This is a genomic window from Paenilisteria portnoyi (assembly GCF_014322795.1).
In the GTDB taxonomy this organism is placed as follows: domain Bacteria; phylum Bacillota; class Bacilli; order Lactobacillales; family Listeriaceae; genus Listeria_A; species Listeria_A portnoyi.
In genome coordinates this window covers 39,977-57,719 of sequence record NZ_JAASTT010000020.1, presented here as the reverse complement: position 1 = coordinate 57,719, position 17,743 = coordinate 39,977, and the positions used below count along the sequence as shown (strand labels likewise).

Below are 17,743 nucleotides of genomic sequence, written 5' to 3'. Positions count from 1 at the left end.
GTGTTATTTTTCTACGACATGTACATCTTCAAATGAACCATATTTAGCCCACCATGGAGATGCTCCAGCGTTTAGTAAGCCGTCAAGTGATGTGATATTTTCCTTACCTTGCGTGCGCAACCACTCGCGCAATGCATCGTCACCTTGTTTGCCGTAGACTTCAATACCGTCTTTCCAAGTTGCGCGACCACAAAGCACGCCACTATATTGTACTTTATGTTCATTCGCAAAAGCAATCGTTTTATGGAAAAGTTCTGCCGTCACGCCAGCACTTAAATAAATGAATGGCAGTGGGCTTAAATCGGAACATTCTTCAAAATGGCGTCCTGCTTCTTCTATTGAATAAACGGTTTCGCCGTCCGTGAAGCCTTCTACATATTTGAAGTTCACTGGAACCTCGAGTTTAAGTACATCCACACCATAACGCGGTTTGGAGAATTCTTTGATTGATGCTTTGACTTTCGCAGGTTTCAGTTTCGCGTATTCGGCGCTGGCTGAATCGGTTACTTTAGCATCGTACGTAATTGGTTCTAAGAAGAATGGGATATCGACTTCTTTACACTCAGCGCCGATTCTTTCTAGGAACGCGTATTTAATTTCGTTGATTTCAGCAGGCTCATCTGGATCATAATATACTAAAATTTTCACTGCATCGCCGCCGCTTTCTTTGATACGGAGTGCGGATAGGTCAGCGATTAAATCGGGAAGTTTGCCTGGAGTTGTGGCATCGTAACCCGTTTTTTCGTAAGATGTCAGCAAGCCACAGTTCTCATTACGCGCTTTGATAGCTGGCGTACCGTATTGAAGATCCAGGAGAATCGCGGATGCGTATGGTGTCAGCTCTTCGGAGACCATTTGTTTGAAATCCTCTACATCTTTGTCGCTTTCAGAACCTTTTGCCTCTTGAATCATTTTCTTGAGGGAGCCGCGTTGGTCAATTGCTAGTGCAGCAATAATTCCTTTATCATTGGAAAGTCTTTGTAAGCCATCGAATTTACCTTTTGTAATTTGTACCATAACTCTAATCTCCTTCTTTCTTTTTCTATTAGAACGCATACCTCATTACAATACCCTGATAAAATGGGGCGCAAACCTAGATTTGCTCTTTGAATCCTGTCCTTACACACCTTATTTTAACACCGAAATTGTTATATGCAAAATAATTTGGGAATCTGGTTGCATTTTCGACGTGAATGGTCTAGTATTTTGGGTAGGAGTTGTGCAAATTGGGGGATTGTATTGTGTCAAAATTCGTGGGGACGAAGCGAGCAATTCTATGTTAGAAATGAGGGCAAAGGCATGGCAAATCGGCAATTGAGTCGCTCTTCCAAACGGCGCAACAAAAAGAAACGTGATTTTTATATTGGTATTGGGTTGATTTTCGTATTGTTGCTAGCGATTTTTGTGGCTGTGAAATGGATAACGCCAGCGGAATTGGAAAAAGCAGACGAGAAGAAGAGTGTGGAAAAGGCAGCCGTGAAGCCAAAGCAAGTACCACCGAAAAAACAGGTGGAGAAGGAAACGGCGACGGTTGCTGATAACAAGGAAATTGACGAATATCTAGAGGGGCTAGGTTTTAGTGGGACGGCGCTTGTGTATCGTGAGGGTAAGATTGTGCTGAATAAGGGGTATAAAGTGGCGAATCGGGATACGGATGTGGCCAATACGCCGGATACCGTATATTATATTGGATCCTCTCAGAAAGCGGTCATTGCAACAGCGATATTGCAGTTAGAAGAGCGTGGCAAGCTGAATGTTGATGATACGGTCGCCACTTACTTACCGGATTTTCCGAATGGGAGTCGGATAACGCTCCGAAACTTGCTGAACCACACGTCAGGCATTGTCGGGCACACGGAGACGAATGCAAAAATTACACCGGAGGACTTGATCAAGGATATTGAGTCACAAGGGATTAAGCGACAGCCGGGAAAATGGGATTATAATGATTCAAATTATAGCGTGTTAGCTTTTATTGTGGAGCAGTTGAGTGGGGAAAAATTGCTAACCTACGTGCAAAAGAACATTTTTGAACCTGCGGGGATGACGCATTCGGGAATTTATACGACCTTTGAGAAGGAAAAGAAGCCATCGGTTGGGTATAGTATTCATAAGGATGGAGCTTACGAGACGCCGTATTTACCAGATTTATCGCAACTTTATGGATGTGGCGATATGTACATGAGCGCGACGGATATGTATTTGTTTGACCGCGCGTTGTCAGAACGGAAATTAATTAATGACGCGAGTTTCGAGAAGATGTTCACGGCGGGAAGTGCTTCGGGGTATGGCATGGGATTTTATGCGGATCCTGGAAGCTATAATAGTCACGGGGTTTTGAGTGGCTGGAATGTATCGAATAGCTTTAGCCATAGTGGGAAAACGGTTGTGGTGCTACTATCGAATATTCAAAATAACATTAAATCATTTGGTAAGGTGAATAATCGGATTTACCAGATTTTGAACAATTAAAAAAGATCAGATGCGTTTTGGGGGCGCATCTGATCTTTTGCTTTATTTATTTGTAATTTTGTCAATCGCATCTTGCATTTGGTATTCTCTGGATGGTGCTGTATAGTTACTCCATTCATCGCTGTTAACAGGGTAAACGTGTTTTGCTTTAACTGCTGGGATGTCTTTCCAAATTCCTGTTAGAAGCGTGTTTAGTTCATCGGTTGATTTGCCTTCTGGTGTTAGGATGAATAGTTGATCGGCATCGCTAACGTAGTCTGGAATGGCTTCTGAGGAGATGGCTTTCGTTTCTTTATTCTTTTTAGCTGCTTCTGGTGGTGTGAAACCTGCGCCAGTGTAAAGACCGTCGAACACGATTGGGTCATGGATGTAGATTTCTTTACCCCAAAATTGGATCACAGCAGCTTTTTGATTCTCGATGCCCGCGTCTTTTAGTGTTGCTTTGGCTTCTTTGGATTCTTTTGCGTATTTTTCTTGATACGCTTTTTCGGCGTCTTTGGCATTGACTAAATTAGCGATATCAGCAAGTTGCTCGTCTGGTGTCACGCCGAATTTTGTTGCGTAAACGGGCGCGATTTTTTCCAGATTCGTCAACATGTCTTTTTGGTAATCGGAAATAATGATTAAATCGGGTTTTAGGGAAGCGATTTTTTCCACATTTGGCTTGTCGCCACCGATATTTTCAACGCCTTTTAGGAAGTCTGGGTAGATTCCCATGTAATAATCCGTTGTGGCAAGTGGTTTAATGTCTAGCGCGTAAAGTTCCCCTGTGTTTTGAATGGCCACGATTTTTTTCGGTGTTGCTGGTAATACCACTTTACGATCGAGTGCATCGGTTAGTGTGCGTGCCTTGTCTTCTGTCTTCGCCTCATCACTCGAGCCTGAATCGCCACATGCTGCAAGTACGAGTCCTAACGTTAAAATAACGAGTAGAAGTGCTGTGAATCTTTTCTTTTTCATCCTTAAACCTCCTGTAATTGAAAACTATTCTCAATAAGATAATTATAGAGGTAGTGTGGGGATTATTCAAGGGGTTTGGGAAAATAATTTTTTGCGCACACAAAAAGCCGAATCTGTTGACCCGACTTTTGTATGTATAGCTTGTTTATTTCCTGAGTTTCAAATGTTCGACTTCGATGACGCGTAGGCCTTTTCGTTCAAGGTTGGCGATAATCGTGTCTTTTTCTGCTTCTGAGATACCTGCTGGTAACGTCACGAGAACGCGGCGGATGTAATCTTCTACTTGAGAATCCATCGTAATCAGACTGGCGATCGTTGTGTGCTTGTCGATGATTTTTGTGATTTTGGTTAGAGAGCCAGGGACTTCGCCGGTTGCGATGGTTAGAACGTAGCTTCCAGAATCGATATTCCAAGCATCTTGCAAGACACCGAGCAATTTACCGTGTGTTAAAATACCATAAAAATCGCCTTGTTCATTTAAAACAGCGATGTATGGAAGTTCTTTGATCGTGAAGAAAACCTCGAAAAAAGAAGAATTAATGCCGATGTGTTTTGTTCGGTTTTTGATGAGACTTGTGACAGGATCTGATAAGTCGCCTCCGTTTGCGGCATGACGATAAATATGCATTTTGTAAATATTCCCGATGAATTTCTCACCTTTATTATCTAGAACGGGAACGCAACGATAGCCGGCTTCTTCCAAAATGTCCAGCGTTTCTTTGAGTGTTGCGGTTTCGGTAATGGTCGTTAGGTTGATTTTAGGGATGCAAAGATTTTTAATCAACATATTTCGGTCACTCCAATCTCTTTAGTATAGGATACGTCTCTTTTATTCTAACCCAAGTTGTTGCATTTGTATAGAAATGACTGTATGAATTAGTTGACAGGCAGAGGAGGTGTCCTTTAAAATAGAGAAAATATAACTGATAATGATTATCAGTGAGAAAGAATAGGTGACGTTATGCATATTGAAACAGTGAGTATTGAGTTTGAAACTGGTAATAAGGAGAAAATGTTGCAATCTGTAGCGCATCATCGTGAAGAAATGGCCGAATTTGAAGGCTTTTTAGGATATGAGGTTTGGTTGAAGGAAGGCGCGCGGAAGTCAACGGTGATGAATGTGTCGCGTTGGGCGTCGAAGGAGCAATTTACGGTGTGGATGAAGCAACATCGTGATTTCCACCGTGAAATGAAGCGGACTGGTGGGGGCGGTGGCTCGGAATTGGTTGTTACGAGGCAGACTGGGTCGTATGATATGATCAAAGTTTAGACAGGAATCTTTCGGGGTTTCTGTTTTTTTTTGTTTAAATTGTTCTAAAAAGGTGTATTTATAGTGTAGTGGTCTATTCGTTACAGATGGTGGTATTTGTGATAATATGGATACGTGACAAAATCTAAGGCAAAAAGAAAGCGGGGACTTTATACAATGAATAAAGGAATTGCAAATTTTGATTATTATAACCCAACGCACATTGTGTTTGGAAAAGACCGGATTGGCGAACTGGCGACACTGATTCCGACGGACAAGAAGGTGTTAGTGCTTTATGGTGGCGGCAGTGTGGAGCGTTTTGGTACGCTTGCGAAGGTACGCGTGGCGCTGACTGGACACACATTTGGTGAGTTTGGTGGGATTGAAGCGAATCCTACATACGCGACGCTTTTACGTGCGATTGAGCTGGTGAAGAAGGATGGCTATAATTATTTGCTGGCTGTCGGCGGTGGTTCTGTTATTGATGGAACGAAATTCGTTGCGGCGGGCGCGCTTTTTGACAGTGAGCCGATTAATATTTTTGGTAGTGGGATTGGTGAAGGTATTCCGATTAAGGAGGCTTTGCCGTTTGGTACGGTGTTGACGCTTCCTGCGACGGGGTCTGAGATGAACAGTGGCGGTGTCGTGAGTATCGTTGAGAAAAAGGCGAAACTCGGATTCGGTAGTGCTGTGACGTTCCCGCAATTTTCGATTCTTGATCCGCAGTTGACATATACGTTGCCGAAGCGCCAATTGGCGAATGGTGTGATTGATTCGTTTGTGCATATTATGGAGCAGTATATGACGTATCCGGTCGGCGGAATGGTGCAGGATCGGTTTGCGGAAGGCTTGCTTGAGACGCTGATTGAGATTGGGCCGGACGTGGTGGATGAGTCGAATCATGACTACAATCTGCGGGCGAACTTTATGTGGGCGGCGACTTATGCGCTGAACGGGACGCTGAACAAAGGGGTTCCGGGTGACTGGTCGAGCCACGGTTTGGGTCATGAGATTACGGCGCTGTATCATATTGACCATGCGCGGACGCTGGCAATTGTGTTGCCTTCGTTGCTTGAGATTCGTAAAGAGCAGAAGGGCGCGAAGTTGTTGCAATATGCAGAGCGTGTTTGGCATATTACGGATGGAACGGATGATGAAAAAATTCAAGCGGCTATTGATAAAACGCGTGCTTTCTTTGAGTCGCTAGGCGCGCCGACGCATTTCAAGGATTACGAGCTTGGTGAAGAAGTTGTGGACGCGCTCGTGTCACAACTTGAAAAACATGGTTTGACGGCTGTTTCCGAACGTGGCGATCAGACGCTTGACGTAAGTCGTGAAATTTATAAAAATGCCTTGTAATATCGGCTGATTATGTTGGTGATTTTGGGACGCTGGGCGATTTTTAGGTTTGGCGTCCTATTTTTAACTAGGAAAAAGGGAGGTTAGGGCGATGGAGATCAAAGACAGTAGTGGTAAGACGTTTTTCGGACATCCTAGAGGGCTCGCGACGCTGTTCTTTACGGAATTCTGGGAGCGTTTTTCTTATTATGGAATGCGAGCTATTCTTATTTTCTACATGTATACGGCGGTTGTTGACGGTGGGCTCGGATTTTCTCAGGCGACAGCGACGGCGATTATGTCGATTTACGGTTCGCTTGTTTACATGTCTGGCGTTATCGGTGGCTGGACGGCGGATCGGATTTTAGGACCGCGTCGCACGATTTTTTACGGTGGTGTTCTGATCATGGTGGGGCATATTGTCTTGTCATTTCCTGGAGGCGCGTCGGCACTTTTTCTATCGATGTTCTTTATTATCATTGGTACCGGCTTTTTAAAACCGAACGTGTCGAATGTTGTAGGTGATCTTTATCCAAAAGGGGATCAGAAACGTGACGCAGGGTTTAGTATTTTTTACATGGGGATTAACTTGGGGGCCTTTATCGCGCCATTTATCGTGACGCAAGTGTCGAATTCCGCGAATAGTTACCACGCTGGGTTTGGTGTCGCTGCTGTCGGGATGGCTTTGGGACTTATTGTATACGTGATTACGGGGAAAATGTATTTGCGCGATGCTGGGAAAAAAGTGCCGAACCCGCTAAAAAGTGCTGAGAAGAAAAAAATGTCTGGATTAGTGCTGGCTTTGGCTGTCGGAATTACGTTGATCATGTTCGTCATTTCATGGCTTCAAGGCGAATTTTCATTAGAGACGGTTATTATGACGGTTACGGTTTTGGGAGTTATCATCCCACTCATTTATTTCATTGTCATGATGACGAGTAAGAAAACGACGAAAGAGGAGCGCTCGCGACTTACTGCTTACATACCTCTGTTCCTCATTGCGGTGATGTTTTGGATGATTGAAGAACAAGGATCGACGACGCTTGCCTTGTTTGCTGCGAATCGAACAGATCTCAGCATCGGCAGTTTCGAGCTATCTCCAGGTGTGTTCCAATCATTGAATCCGATGTTTATCATCATATTGTCGCCAATCTTCGCATGGATTTGGACGAAGCTTGGAAAACGGCAACCAGGAACACCACGAAAATTTGCGCTAGGTCTGTTTTTTGCGGGTCTATCGTTCGTGATTATGATGCTACCTGGGATACTTGCGGGAAATACGACGACAGCAGTGAGTCCGATGTGGCTTGTGCTCAGTTTCTTCCTTTGTATCGTAGGTGAGATGTGCTTGTCACCAGTTGGGTTATCAGCGACGACAAAACTAGCGCCAGTGGCATTCGCCTCGCAAACAATGAGTGTCTGGTTCTTGTCAGACTCGATGGCGCAGGCGTTTAACGCGCAAACGACGCAGTACTTCAATGCTGATACGGAGATTTTGTATTTCGGGCTTTTCGGATTTGGTGCTGTGGCCTTTGCGGTTTTACTATTCCTCGGCGCACCACTTTTGAAAAAATACATGCGTGGCGTGGATTAATTATACGACTTAGCGTTTTTCTTATTGCAAGAAAGGCGCTTTGTTTTATTGCAAAACGCGGCGTTGCTTGATACACTAAGGTTATCTTGTAAGAAACGGTGGTGCTTTTTGAAAATGGCTGAAAAAGTGACTTTATATGTGACGAGGCACGGGAAAACAATGTTAAATACGACGGAGCGTGTGCAAGGTTGGGCAGATTCGCCGCTGACAGCAGAGGGCGTTCTTGTGGCGGAGCAGTTAGGACGAGGCCTCGCGGATACTAAATTTGAAGCGCTTTATACGAGTGATCGCGGGCGCACGCTTGAAACGGCGGATATTGTGATGCGTCATGGTGCTTTTGAATTGCCTGCGAATCAGTTGAAAGGATTGCGCGAGTTCGGTTTTGGTAAATTTGAAGGCGAATATAACTTGTTTATGTGGGAAACGGTGAGTAAAATGCACGGATTTGATTCTGTGGAGGCATTTTTTGACGTACATAAGCATGATGCGCCGCGGGTGATGATCGATGCGGTAGCCGACATGGATGAGACTGGTATGGCGGAGAATTGGGATATTTTCACGGAGCGGTTGTTGCAGTCGCTTGATTTGATTTGTAGCGAGCAAACGAATGGCAATGTGCTTGTGATTTGTCACGGGATGGTCATTAATATCTTGCTTTCGCTGCTTGACCCAACGCGTGTCGATGGGCCAATTGAAAATGCGAGTGTGACTAAAATCAGCTATGAAGACGGAAAATACACGGTGGAATCAGCGAATGATATGCAATACGTAGCACGCGGTGTCGTTAAAAATTAGGATAAAGGGATGAAGAACAATGAATGACATGGAAGAAGTACCGATCAAAAAACGAACAACTTTCTTAGGCTTTATGGCATTTTTACTAGGAATTCTATGTATTGTTATGATTTTTATAAAGCCAGTGGAGATTGGATTTGTCACGGCGAGTAATTGGTTTATTGTAGTTTTTGGTGTGGCGGTACTAACGCTGATTGTATCGATTTCAGGAATTGCCAGCGAGCGAGAACGCAATTTTTTCCCAATTATCGGATTTATTATTTCGATGGCGTATATCGTGTTCTGGATTATTTTCTTCTTGTTGCTATTAATCGGTGTGATGTAATAAATAAGTGAGATGGAGGAATGCAAAATGGAACTTGATAAAAATAGTACGGTTTCCACTTTTTTGACGTTTAGTGGGGAAGCAGAAGCAGCGATGGACTTTTATGTGGGGCTGTTTGGTGATGATGTAAAGACATTAGGCAAGACGTACATTGGTGAAAATGATCGCGGTGATACGGGGAAACTGATGAATGGTACGTTCGAAATTCGTGGTCAATCATTTATGGTGATGGACATGGAGGCAGAGTACGCGACACCGTTTGCGTGGTCGTTTTCGATTCTAGTACAATGCAAAGACGAGCCAGAATTTGATCGCTTGTTCGCTGCATTTTCTGAAGGTGGCTCGGTGATGATGGGACCAATCGAACTTCCACCATTCAAAAAAGTGACATGGGTAACCGATAAATTCGGCGTAACATGGCAATTAGTCTGGTAAACTAGGAAAAAGTCCACCGTTCTCGAGAAAAAGAAGAGCGGTGGACTTTCTTTCATGCCACTTACATGAATTTTAGCGCTGGAATGGCAACCCTTTTTCAAACAAAATTTATAAAGTGTCAATCGATTAAATTTGTATCTTAGAAATGAGTTAGTTTTAAGTGCCATTCCTAATGGATTTCGCGATGCGAAAACTAACGGGACATTGATCATTTAAGGTACCGTGGAGTCGAATATGATGCTACCAATTGACGTGTTTTTACATTTTTATATACTCTAATAATAAAAATCAATGAGATTAGGCAAACTAAACAACTCGCGAGGAACTCCACCTGTAAATTGGTTATTATTTAGATACAGCCGAGTGAGTTTGGTTAAATTTCCAATTTCAGCAGGTATCTCTCCAGTTAATTGATTTAAATTAACGGCTAAGGATGTTAATTTGGTTAAATTGCCGATACCTTTAGGAATGCTACCTGTTAATTGATTTCCCCCAATTATAAGTTCTTTCAAGTTAGTTAATGTTGTTAATTTGGATGGTATTTCCCCTGTTAGTTGGTTAAATGATAGAACGAGACTTTCTAAATTAGTTAATTTGACTAGGTTAGGAGGAATAACCCCTGTCAATTGATTGTCAAATAAATTTAATTCAGTTAAATTAGTCAATCTACCGAGAGATGGAGGAATAGTTCCGGATAATTGATTTTGAGATAATCTTAATAGTGTTAGGTTAGACAGCTTAGAGAGACTGCCAGGAATAGTTCCAGATAATTGATTGTCGAATAACCGAAGCTCTTTTAGGCTTGCTAGTTTACCCAAAGATGTAGGAATTGAGCCAGTAATTTTATTGAAATTTATGGAAAGTTTTTTTAAGTGATTTAAGTTACCAAGTGAGGTTGGGATTGAACCAGATAATGCGTTATTATCTAGTTCCAAATTTTCCAAATTGCTCAATTTTCCGATAGAAGCGGGAATTTGACCTGTCAATCCCTCAGGATCGTTCTCAAAAGGGGATCCTTCTAACACTAATTCTACTAAATTTGTTAAGTTTCCGATTTGTGAAGGAATAGTTCCCGACAAATTTTTAGAACCTAGATTCAATACTTTCAAGTTACTCAATTTCCCGATAGAAGCAGGAATTGAACCCGTAAAAAAAACACCAGGTGCTTTAAATATTTCTAAACTGACTAAATTCCCAATTTCTTTAGGAATAGATCCAGATAAGTTAGAATGGCCAAGGTCGAGTGTCTTCAATTTCTTTAAGGTTCCAATTTCTGTGGGTATTGGTCCATCAAACTGCATCGAACTGATTCCTAAACCAGTGATAGACGGGGAATTTGAAATCGTTTCCAAATTCTTAAAATATTTAATTTCTGGAGGTATATTATTTGTATTTGAACTGCTTGAGTATTTAAAATCTTCATAGGGCGCTAAAGTAGTGATAGACTCCAAGTCTGCAAACGTTAATGTACTTCCTACTTTTTTGCCAGTGTAATGTTCACTCATATCTTGTAACCATGGCTGATTACCTAAATCCTCAAATGTGACAATTTGTGTAGCTGTAGGCTGTGCAATTAATTTCTTAGATGTTATATCGGCAGCATGAACTTCAAGATGTCCTGAAAAAATTATGCAACTACCAAAAAGTATGGTCCCTAGCAAAAATAATAAGCTTTTCTTTTTCATCTTCTCCATCATAAACATAAAAATTCCTCCTTTTTATTTGGGAATATGGTTAAAAAGAAAAATATCCCTATTTAGAATTATATCCCAAATATTAATTTAATTCAAAAGAATATTGGTGATATATATATAACATTGAAGATGAGACACATAATAGACGTATTTTGAAGCATTATAGTCTAATTTGCACATTGATAAAGCGAAAATGATAGAAATGGATGGCTGAAAGTAATTATTTATGTTACTGGAGTAATATGAAGGGGTTAGACAGTGGATAGGCGTCAATAAATAAGACATTTAAAAGACAATGAAAGGAGTACAATGGTACCCATATCAAGGACACTTGTAGTGAGAGAGACCTTTTTGTATATATCCAGTATTATTTTGGAACACTAGCAGATGGAAGGTTTCCTTCACGAAGAGCAGGCAAGTCATCGCCATGCTTTACAGAAATTCCGAAAACAATTTGATGCGGAGATAGAAGAAATGGAAGCAAAGGAGCAGACGCTACTAGAAGAGGAAGAATCATTATTTTCATTACGTAGTAAAATCATCGACATATCAGGCTAGATATCCCAAATAGTATAAAAGATATGTTGGCCAATATACCAAACACCCTAGCTACGAGAACAGCTAGGGTGTTTGGTACAGGAGTCGTCACTCTAGCTTCCACGCTCCAGACTCTGTTTTGAAAGTTTTATTTTTTGTTTTGCTCATCCTTTATTTCAGTAACGGACTTATCTTTGTCGTATTTTGCTAAATCTCCTAATTCTCCAGATAATCCGATACCGTTATCAAAGGTATCGCCTGATATGGTAGCTGTAAAAAATAGTTTGGTGTTGTCATTGACGTAACCATTTATAAGTTTCCCCATCGGTGTATCTTCTACATCGGTCAATGTTACATTTTCAATATCTTTATAATTGTATTTTAGATAGAGCTCAATATTTTGTTTTTGGGCGTGCATAAGTGTCTGGTTTTCCGACGTTTTTTGGACTTTTTTAGTATCTTGTTTCATATTTTGGCATCCTCCTGATATAATAATAAAAAGACCTAGTGCAGTTATGATTAGAATTTTCTTCATATGTATTCACCTCATCATAATTCTACCAGAAAAAGGAGGAAAAGAGAAATGAAATTAACGGATGAGAGTTATTTTAAATTGTCCCAGTTGGTGTATGACGATAAATATTTGGATAAAGGTACACGGATAAGTACAAGCGAAGGGCAATTTGTTGCTGTGAACTCTATTAATAGCAAGGAAAGTGGTTTGCAGGCAGTTAGTTTTGTTCCGTTAAAGGAATATAAAGATTTCAAAGCTGGAAAAACAAAATCCTATGATAACATGGTGTTTGTTAGTCGTGGTACGGAACCAACGAAGTTAAAGGATATCAAAACGGATGTAGGGTTGCTATCGTCCAAGACCGAAGGGCAATTTGACGATTACGATCGGTTTGTTCATACTACATTGAAAAAATATGATGTCAAGGACTACAGTTTCACAGGACATTCGTTGGGTGGTGCTTTAGCACAATATGAAGCCGTAAAGCATATAAAACCTGCCACCACTTTCGCCGCAGCACGAGCTTATAATAAGTTAACGGACGCCGAGCAAGCAAAAGCAAAAAAAGGGGACTATTGGAATCTTATTAAAGATTTAAGACATAAGGACGATGTGGTTGGTTCTCTTCCACCTAATGCGCTATTATTTTATCCTACATATTTCATGGAACGCAATCAATCAGCGTCTCTTTTGGATAAAGCGGGAATTGGCGGGCATTTAGCAGGCACGTTTGAAGGATGTTTTGGCGCTAATGGTTCCGCCGAAATGTTGTATAAACCAGATGATATTCGTAGGGTTGGTACATCTATTCAGCAAATCGGAACGGATTGCTTGAGCGATATCGAGCGGTTTCTTACATTTTTCAGAAGCGAGCAAGAACTCCGTATGCGAGAGCTAAAAAGAAAATATATAGGTAGATTATCGGGAGATTTACATTTACTAACGGAATATGAAATCGAAGATGCCCTTCGTGATGTTGCCCAAAGTAGGTCGAATGGTGTACCTGTGGTTTTTGATGTGGCTATGCTAGAAAATGTTTTAGGGCAATTGCAGCATGAAAAAGTGGCGTGGCAAGACTTTGGAAGACGCGTTGTATATGCAGGCAATTCCATTGAGAGAAACGACGGAGAACTAGCACGTATATTAAGGACAGACTTGTCGGGCATGATACGTTCTTGAGCGTAGAAGGGGAGAAAATAAGATGATTGATTTCCAAAGAGAAATACAGCAATTAGACTTGGATATTAAGAAAGCGCTGGCAGAGGGCAGTGAAGCAGTAGCTGATGATTTAACGGGGATGAAAACAGAATTTGAGAAGCAACTTCAACGTACAAAACTGTACCAAGAGTTATACCGAGACGCGGAAAAAATAGCGGAGGACGGTAAACAGATGTTACATAAAGGCATGGATAGATTTGAGATATTGGGATACGAGGGGCAACGCTTGAATGACAAGTTAAGATATTCTTTTGAATCTCACGCGGGTGCAATGGTTGCTAGCGAGTTTGGAGAGAAGCGAAAAAAGGTGCAGGAGCTTCTAAAAGATGATTATGAGGCTGTAGCTTCTAGTTGTAGGGCAAATATGTTGTGAGAGCTGCCAAAAGCGTAATAAATTCGATATGCTTTTCTTGAATTGTATAATTAAGCGAGACACAAAAAGAGACATGATATGATATACTCAATGAAACCGACAAAAGTCCACAAAGGAGTGTATCAAACATGTCTTATCACCATCTTACCAGAAATGAACTTATTTTTATAGAGGAATATACCAACAACGGATTTTCCGCCCGTCATATTGCTCAAAAATTAGGCCGTAGTAAGGAATGCATTTACCGCATTCTTCGGCAGTTACAGGCTGGTCTTTTCGCTCCGGCTATTTTCTTACAGTACCAACGCAACAAGAAAAAATGTGGACGTAAGCCTATTTCACTCGATTCAGAAACGACAGCACGTGTGTTGGACTTGGTTGGACACCGGATACCATTGCTAGCCCCAAGCCTACGGCTAATACCAAACCCTTTCCGTGTTCGATGAAAACCTTGTATCGTATGTTTTCCGAAGGCATATTTGATAAAAAACAGTTGCCTATGAAAGGGAAACGCAAACCAAACGGGCATCAGGAGAAGCGAGGAAAAGAGGCCTTTAAACGTCGGTTGGGAGACAGAGCAGTTGCTTTTCTTGGTTTCGACACAGAGTTTGGGCACCTTGAAGGCGATACGATTGTCGGAAAAGATCATAAAAGTGCGTTGATTACACTGGTGGAACGGACATCTAAAGCCATCATTGTGTTAAAAGTCGTTAGTCGTAAGGCTGTCTCTATCGAAGAGGCCTTGCATCAATGGTTGTCTGGCTTCCCTTCCCATTTTTTTAAAGCCATCACCTTTGACAACGGAAAGGAATTCTCTAGGTGGAAGCAGACGGCTAATCAACATGACATGGACATCTTCTTTGCCGATGCAGGGAAACCTTGTCAACGTCCACTCAATGAGAATTCCAACGGGATTCTTCGAAGAAACGGTTTGCCTAAAAAAATGGATTTTAACACGATTTCTCAACAGGAAGTCAACGAGATTACTACGGCTCGAAATAATTTACCTAGAAAATCGCTGGACTATTTGACACCCATTGCGTGTTTTCTGCAGCATGCCGATGTGTCTCGCTTAATTTGACAAATAAGAATTTATAAAGTTATCACGCGTGGATTTTTGCCGGTGAAACCTTGTTCTAGAATAGTCATGTTGGTTAGCGTTTCTTCATCGCTGACTAGTTTTGGTGTGCCGTTTAGGATGGCGTCGTGAAGTTGGTCGTAAAGTCGGCCGTAGTCGCCGAGTGGTGTTGGTACGATTTCTTCTTGTGTTTCGCCGTTTGCATCGACGTAAATGAGTGTGCCATAACTGCTTTCTGGATCGACACCAAAATCAGGCTCACCCGGCATCACGCCAGCTTTTAGATACGTTTCTTGTTGATCGATTCCGTATTTGACAAAACTGCCTTTTGTGCCGTGAAGGATGAATTTTGGATAGGGAATGTTCACTAAATGGCTCGTTTTGACGATGACTTTCAAGGCTGGATAGAAGAATTGCACTTCGAATGTGTCATCAGGATTGTTCGGATTGCGGACGGAACGAATGTCGTAGCTGACTTCCTCTGGACGGCCGAATAGATCGATAATCTGGTCCATCATATGAACGCCAAGTCCGTAAAAAGCACCGTCATAATATTCGCCGGGCGCGTCGGGAGCTTCTGGACGGTAGTAATCCATATGAGATTCGAGTTCGACAAGATTGCCCAATTTACCGCTGGCTAGTACTTCTTTGACAGCCAGGAAATCGCTATCGAAACGACGATTTTGGTACGCCATCGCGATTAAGCTTTTAGATTTAGCGAGCGCGAATAGTTCTTCCGCTTCCTCCGAAGTCGTGCAAAACGGTTTTTCAACGAGTACATTTTTGCCGTTTTCTAACGCTTTTTTAGCGAGTTCGTAATGCGTGCTTGCGGGTGTACAGATGCTGAGCAATTGAATTTCCTCGTCTTGCAGAATTTCCTCAAGTTGATCCGTGAATTGAATATGATGCGTCGCGTACTCCGCCTCAAGCTCTGGTTTACGGCGATGATTGTAGATCGTTTTAATCCGGATATTGTCGCGAATCGGCGTATAAGGCATATGATACCGCGTCGTACTTTTCCCAAATCCGATATAACCAATAGTTAAAGTCATAAATCTTCCTCCTAATAAAGAGGCTCCGAACGTTTGCGCGCTGGGGCCTCTTTTTTTATTACTCGTTAATAAATTTCACGCAAACTGGCTCTGGAACGTGGATATTTTTTTGAAGTAAAGTCAGCGCGCCAGTTTCTTTATTCACACCAAATACTGTGACGTTGTTCGTGTTTTCGTTGGATACTAGCAAAATTTCACCGCTTGGATCAAGGTCGAAGTCACGAGGACCAACGCCTTCCACGGGAGTAGTAGCCGCCAAGCTCAATTTACCTTCCGCATCAATCGCAAAAGTCACAACCGCGTCTTGTCCACGATTGGAAACGTAGAGGAAGCGACCATCGTTGGAAATGTGAATCGCGCTACCTTTATTTTCACCGCTAAAATCAGCTGGCAAAGAAGCAATGCTTTGAATCTCAGTTAACGCGCCAGTTGCTTCATCATAAGTAGCAACCACAACGTCAGCCGCCATTTCAGTCATAATGTACGCAATTTTGTCGTTCGGATGGAAAACAAGATTACGAGGACCGCTACCACCGGCCACCTTCAAATCGCTTACTTTGTCAAGGATTCCGTCGTTTAAAGCATACGTTGTTACATGATCCGTTCCAAGGTCACACGTGATGACAAATTTCTCATCTGGCGTGAACCCTGCAAAATGAGCATGGGCTTTTTCTTGACGCTCTTTGTTTGGGCCAGTACCGATGTGTTGCACCGACGAGCTCGGAGCTTTTAACGCACCATTTTTTTCAGTCGGGTAGGCAACAATCGTTCCTAAATGATAATTCGCTGATACGACATAAGCGCCGTCTTTAGATGCATCGACATAACAAGGAGGATTTCCAGCTTGGACTTCTTGGTTCAAATGTTCAAGAGAGCCATCTTCTTTAATCGCAAAAGCAGCAACGCCACCTTTGTCACCGTCTTTCGCTACCGAATAAAGATGTTTTTGATCGTCTGTTAATTTCAGATAAGTCGGATTATCCATTTTTCCGGCAAGCTTATTCTGCGTAATTTCACCTGTTTTTTTATCAATATGAAGGCGATAAATTCCTTCGCTTTCTACTTTGGTGTATGTACCAATGTAGGCAATTGCTTCTTTGTTAGCCATAAATCATTTCCTCCTTTAAGCGTTCTAGTCTCTATTATTATATCATAGCTAGGGAAAAGGATAGCCTAATAAACCTATATTACATTAATGTTACGAAAATGTAACCAAGAGATGTCTTTTGCTTGATGTAATGCGAATTTGTTGCTAAAAATAAGCTTAAATAGGCTGTTTCACTGTAAGATTCACTCTTTTTTTGATACAATTCATAAATATTTGTAACATAAATGTAATAAAATTATTGACTTTGAAATTATCGTGGTGTAATATAAAGGTATCGAAAGGGCGCCCCTTAGAAAACTTATAAAACTGCAATTATCCAATTATTAATAAAACCTAAATTTGAAGGAGAGATTATGATGAACAACGTATGGAACAATAAAACAACTAAAATTGTGGCAGTAGCAGGGCTAGCATTGACATTGGCATTCACAACAGTTGCAGCAGGAGCATTCACAGCAGAGGCAGCAACACAAACTACTCATTACACAGCAAAACCACAAATGGTAACCGTGAAATCAGCAGTAAATGTACGCGCCGGTGAAAATACAAGCTCTAAAGTACTCGGAACACTTAAAAAGGTGAAAAAGTATACTTTGTAAAAGATAACTACGGTTGGAGTAAAGTAACATACAAAGGTAAAACGGGCTATGTTGGAACTAGATTCCTAAACATTCCAGGCAAACAAGTTGATACAGCTAAGAAAGTAGCACCAGCAGTGAAACCAGTACCAACAAAAGTAGCATCAAAAACAGCGCCAGTAGTGAAAAAAACGGCAACAAAAACAGTAACTGCTAAATCAGCTGTTTATGTTCGTGCTAGCCAAAGCAAAACATCTAAGATCTTAGGCACGCTTAAAAAAGGTGAAAAAGTAACATTTGTTGAAGATAAGTATGGCTGGAGCAAAGTAATATATAAAGGCCAAACAGGATATGTGGGTACACAATTCTTAAACGTAAAATAAGTTTTTTGCAACAAGAGTGAAAGTTGTGAAGTAAGTAGGA

19 protein-coding genes and 1 pseudogene are annotated in these 17,743 nt (G+C 41.6%); 13 read left to right on the top strand and 7 right to left on the bottom strand.

Annotated elements, in window-relative coordinates; genetic code table 11:
• Positions 1–3: 3 nt before the first annotated feature.
• Positions 4–1,017 (bottom strand): tagatose-bisphosphate aldolase, encoded by a 1,014-nt coding sequence (locus tag HCJ66_RS12785; protein ID WP_187133487.1) that lies wholly within the window; start codon positions 1,015–1,017, stop codon positions 4–6.
• A gap of 297 nt (positions 1,018–1,314) precedes the next feature.
• On the opposite strand from HCJ66_RS12785, the gene HCJ66_RS12780 reads away from it, so the two are divergent.
• The gene (locus tag HCJ66_RS12780) at positions 1,315–2,472 is read left to right on the top strand and encodes a serine hydrolase domain-containing protein (protein WP_425489669.1); all 1,158 of its coding nucleotides are present in this window, start codon (positions 1,315–1,317) and stop codon (positions 2,470–2,472) included.
• A gap of 42 nt (positions 2,473–2,514) precedes the next feature.
• Here the strand turns inward: HCJ66_RS12780 and HCJ66_RS12775 are convergent, their stop codons facing one another.
• Positions 2,515–3,432, bottom strand: a complete 918-nt coding sequence (locus tag HCJ66_RS12775; protein ID WP_187133485.1) for an ABC transporter substrate-binding protein — start codon at positions 3,430–3,432, stop codon at positions 2,515–2,517.
• A 145-nt stretch (positions 3,433–3,577) separates the two neighbouring features.
• A complete protein-coding gene (cbpA, locus tag HCJ66_RS12770) occupies positions 3,578–4,219 on the bottom strand; it encodes a cyclic di-AMP binding protein CbpA (RefSeq protein WP_187133484.1) in 642 nt (213 codons plus the stop codon).
• Between the two features lie 174 nt (positions 4,220–4,393).
• Between cbpA and HCJ66_RS12765 the strand changes: the two genes are divergently transcribed.
• The 6 genes from HCJ66_RS12765 to HCJ66_RS12740 all read left to right on the top strand — a co-directional run bounded on the left by HCJ66_RS12765 (position 4,394) and on the right by HCJ66_RS12740 (position 9,168).
• Entirely contained in the window at positions 4,394–4,702 is a 309-nt protein-coding gene (locus HCJ66_RS12765; RefSeq protein ID WP_187133483.1) for an antibiotic biosynthesis monooxygenase family protein, read from the top strand.
• Positions 4,703–4,858: 156 nt separating this feature from the next.
• Positions 4,859–6,040: an iron-containing alcohol dehydrogenase gene (locus HCJ66_RS12760; protein ID WP_187133482.1), complete on the top strand. Its 1,182-nt coding sequence runs from the start codon at positions 4,859–4,861 to the stop codon at positions 6,038–6,040.
• Positions 6,041–6,131: 91 nt separating this feature from the next.
• Complete coding sequence (locus HCJ66_RS12755; RefSeq protein ID WP_187133481.1) at positions 6,132–7,613, top strand: peptide MFS transporter; 1,482 nt, start codon at positions 6,132–6,134, stop codon at positions 7,611–7,613.
• Between the two features lie 108 nt (positions 7,614–7,721).
• Positions 7,722–8,408: a histidine phosphatase family protein gene (locus tag HCJ66_RS12750; RefSeq protein WP_425489667.1), complete on the top strand. Its 687-nt coding sequence runs from the start codon at positions 7,722–7,724 to the stop codon at positions 8,406–8,408.
• A 19-nt stretch (positions 8,409–8,427) separates the two neighbouring features.
• Positions 8,428–8,733: a hypothetical protein gene (locus HCJ66_RS12745; RefSeq protein WP_187133479.1), complete on the top strand. Its 306-nt coding sequence runs from the start codon at positions 8,428–8,430 to the stop codon at positions 8,731–8,733.
• 27 nt (positions 8,734–8,760) lie between these two features.
• Entirely contained in the window at positions 8,761–9,168 is a 408-nt protein-coding gene (locus HCJ66_RS12740; RefSeq protein WP_181676810.1) for a VOC family protein, read from the top strand.
• 275 nt (positions 9,169–9,443) lie between these two features.
• On the opposite strand, the gene HCJ66_RS12735 is transcribed toward HCJ66_RS12740, so the two are convergent.
• The gene (locus HCJ66_RS12735) at positions 9,444–10,871 is read right to left on the bottom strand and encodes a leucine-rich repeat domain-containing protein (RefSeq protein WP_187133478.1); all 1,428 of its coding nucleotides are present in this window, start codon (positions 10,869–10,871) and stop codon (positions 9,444–9,446) included.
• Between the two features lie 378 nt (positions 10,872–11,249).
• On the opposite strand from HCJ66_RS12735, the gene HCJ66_RS12730 reads away from it, so the two are divergent.
• Entirely contained in the window at positions 11,250–11,420 is a 171-nt protein-coding gene (locus HCJ66_RS12730) for a hypothetical protein (protein WP_187133477.1), read from the top strand.
• A 127-nt stretch (positions 11,421–11,547) separates the two neighbouring features.
• Here the strand turns inward: HCJ66_RS12730 and HCJ66_RS12725 are convergent, their stop codons facing one another.
• Positions 11,548–11,868, bottom strand: coding sequence for a DUF1433 domain-containing protein (locus HCJ66_RS12725; RefSeq protein WP_187133476.1), 321 nt, complete (start codon positions 11,866–11,868; stop codon positions 11,548–11,550).
• Between the two features lie 114 nt (positions 11,869–11,982).
• Here HCJ66_RS12725 and HCJ66_RS12720 point away from each other — a divergent pair, with 114 nt between their 5' ends.
• The 3 genes and pseudogenes from HCJ66_RS12720 (at position 11,983) to HCJ66_RS12710 (ending at position 14,585) form a co-directional block, all read left to right on the top strand.
• Entirely contained in the window at positions 11,983–13,092 is a 1,110-nt protein-coding gene (locus tag HCJ66_RS12720) for a Tle-like phospholipase domain-containing protein (RefSeq protein WP_187133475.1), read from the top strand.
• Positions 13,093–13,114: 22 nt separating this feature from the next.
• Entirely contained in the window at positions 13,115–13,504 is a 390-nt protein-coding gene (locus HCJ66_RS12715) for a hypothetical protein (protein ID WP_187133474.1), read from the top strand.
• Between the two features lie 128 nt (positions 13,505–13,632).
• Positions 13,633–14,585, top strand: a pseudogene (locus HCJ66_RS12710) (IS30 family transposase).
• Positions 14,586–14,596: 11 nt separating this feature from the next.
• Here HCJ66_RS12710 and HCJ66_RS12705 read toward each other — a convergent pair.
• Both HCJ66_RS12705 and HCJ66_RS12700 read right to left on the bottom strand, forming a co-directional pair.
• On the bottom strand, positions 14,597–15,634 hold the full coding sequence (locus HCJ66_RS12705) for an oxidoreductase (RefSeq protein ID WP_187133473.1): 1,038 nt from the start codon (positions 15,632–15,634) through the stop codon (positions 14,597–14,599).
• Positions 15,635–15,692: 58 nt separating this feature from the next.
• The gene (locus HCJ66_RS12700; protein WP_187133472.1) at positions 15,693–16,742 is read right to left on the bottom strand and encodes a lactonase family protein; all 1,050 of its coding nucleotides are present in this window, start codon (positions 16,740–16,742) and stop codon (positions 15,693–15,695) included.
• A gap of 356 nt (positions 16,743–17,098) precedes the next feature.
• On the opposite strand from HCJ66_RS12700, the gene HCJ66_RS12695 reads away from it, so the two are divergent.
• On the top strand, positions 17,099–17,341 hold the full coding sequence (locus tag HCJ66_RS12695; protein ID WP_222717501.1) for a hypothetical protein: 243 nt from the start codon (positions 17,099–17,101) through the stop codon (positions 17,339–17,341).
• A 116-nt stretch (positions 17,342–17,457) separates the two neighbouring features.
• Positions 17,458–17,703, top strand: coding sequence for an SH3 domain-containing protein (locus tag HCJ66_RS16440; protein WP_187133470.1), 246 nt, complete (start codon positions 17,458–17,460; stop codon positions 17,701–17,703).
• The last annotated feature ends 40 nt before the right edge of the window (positions 17,704–17,743 follow it).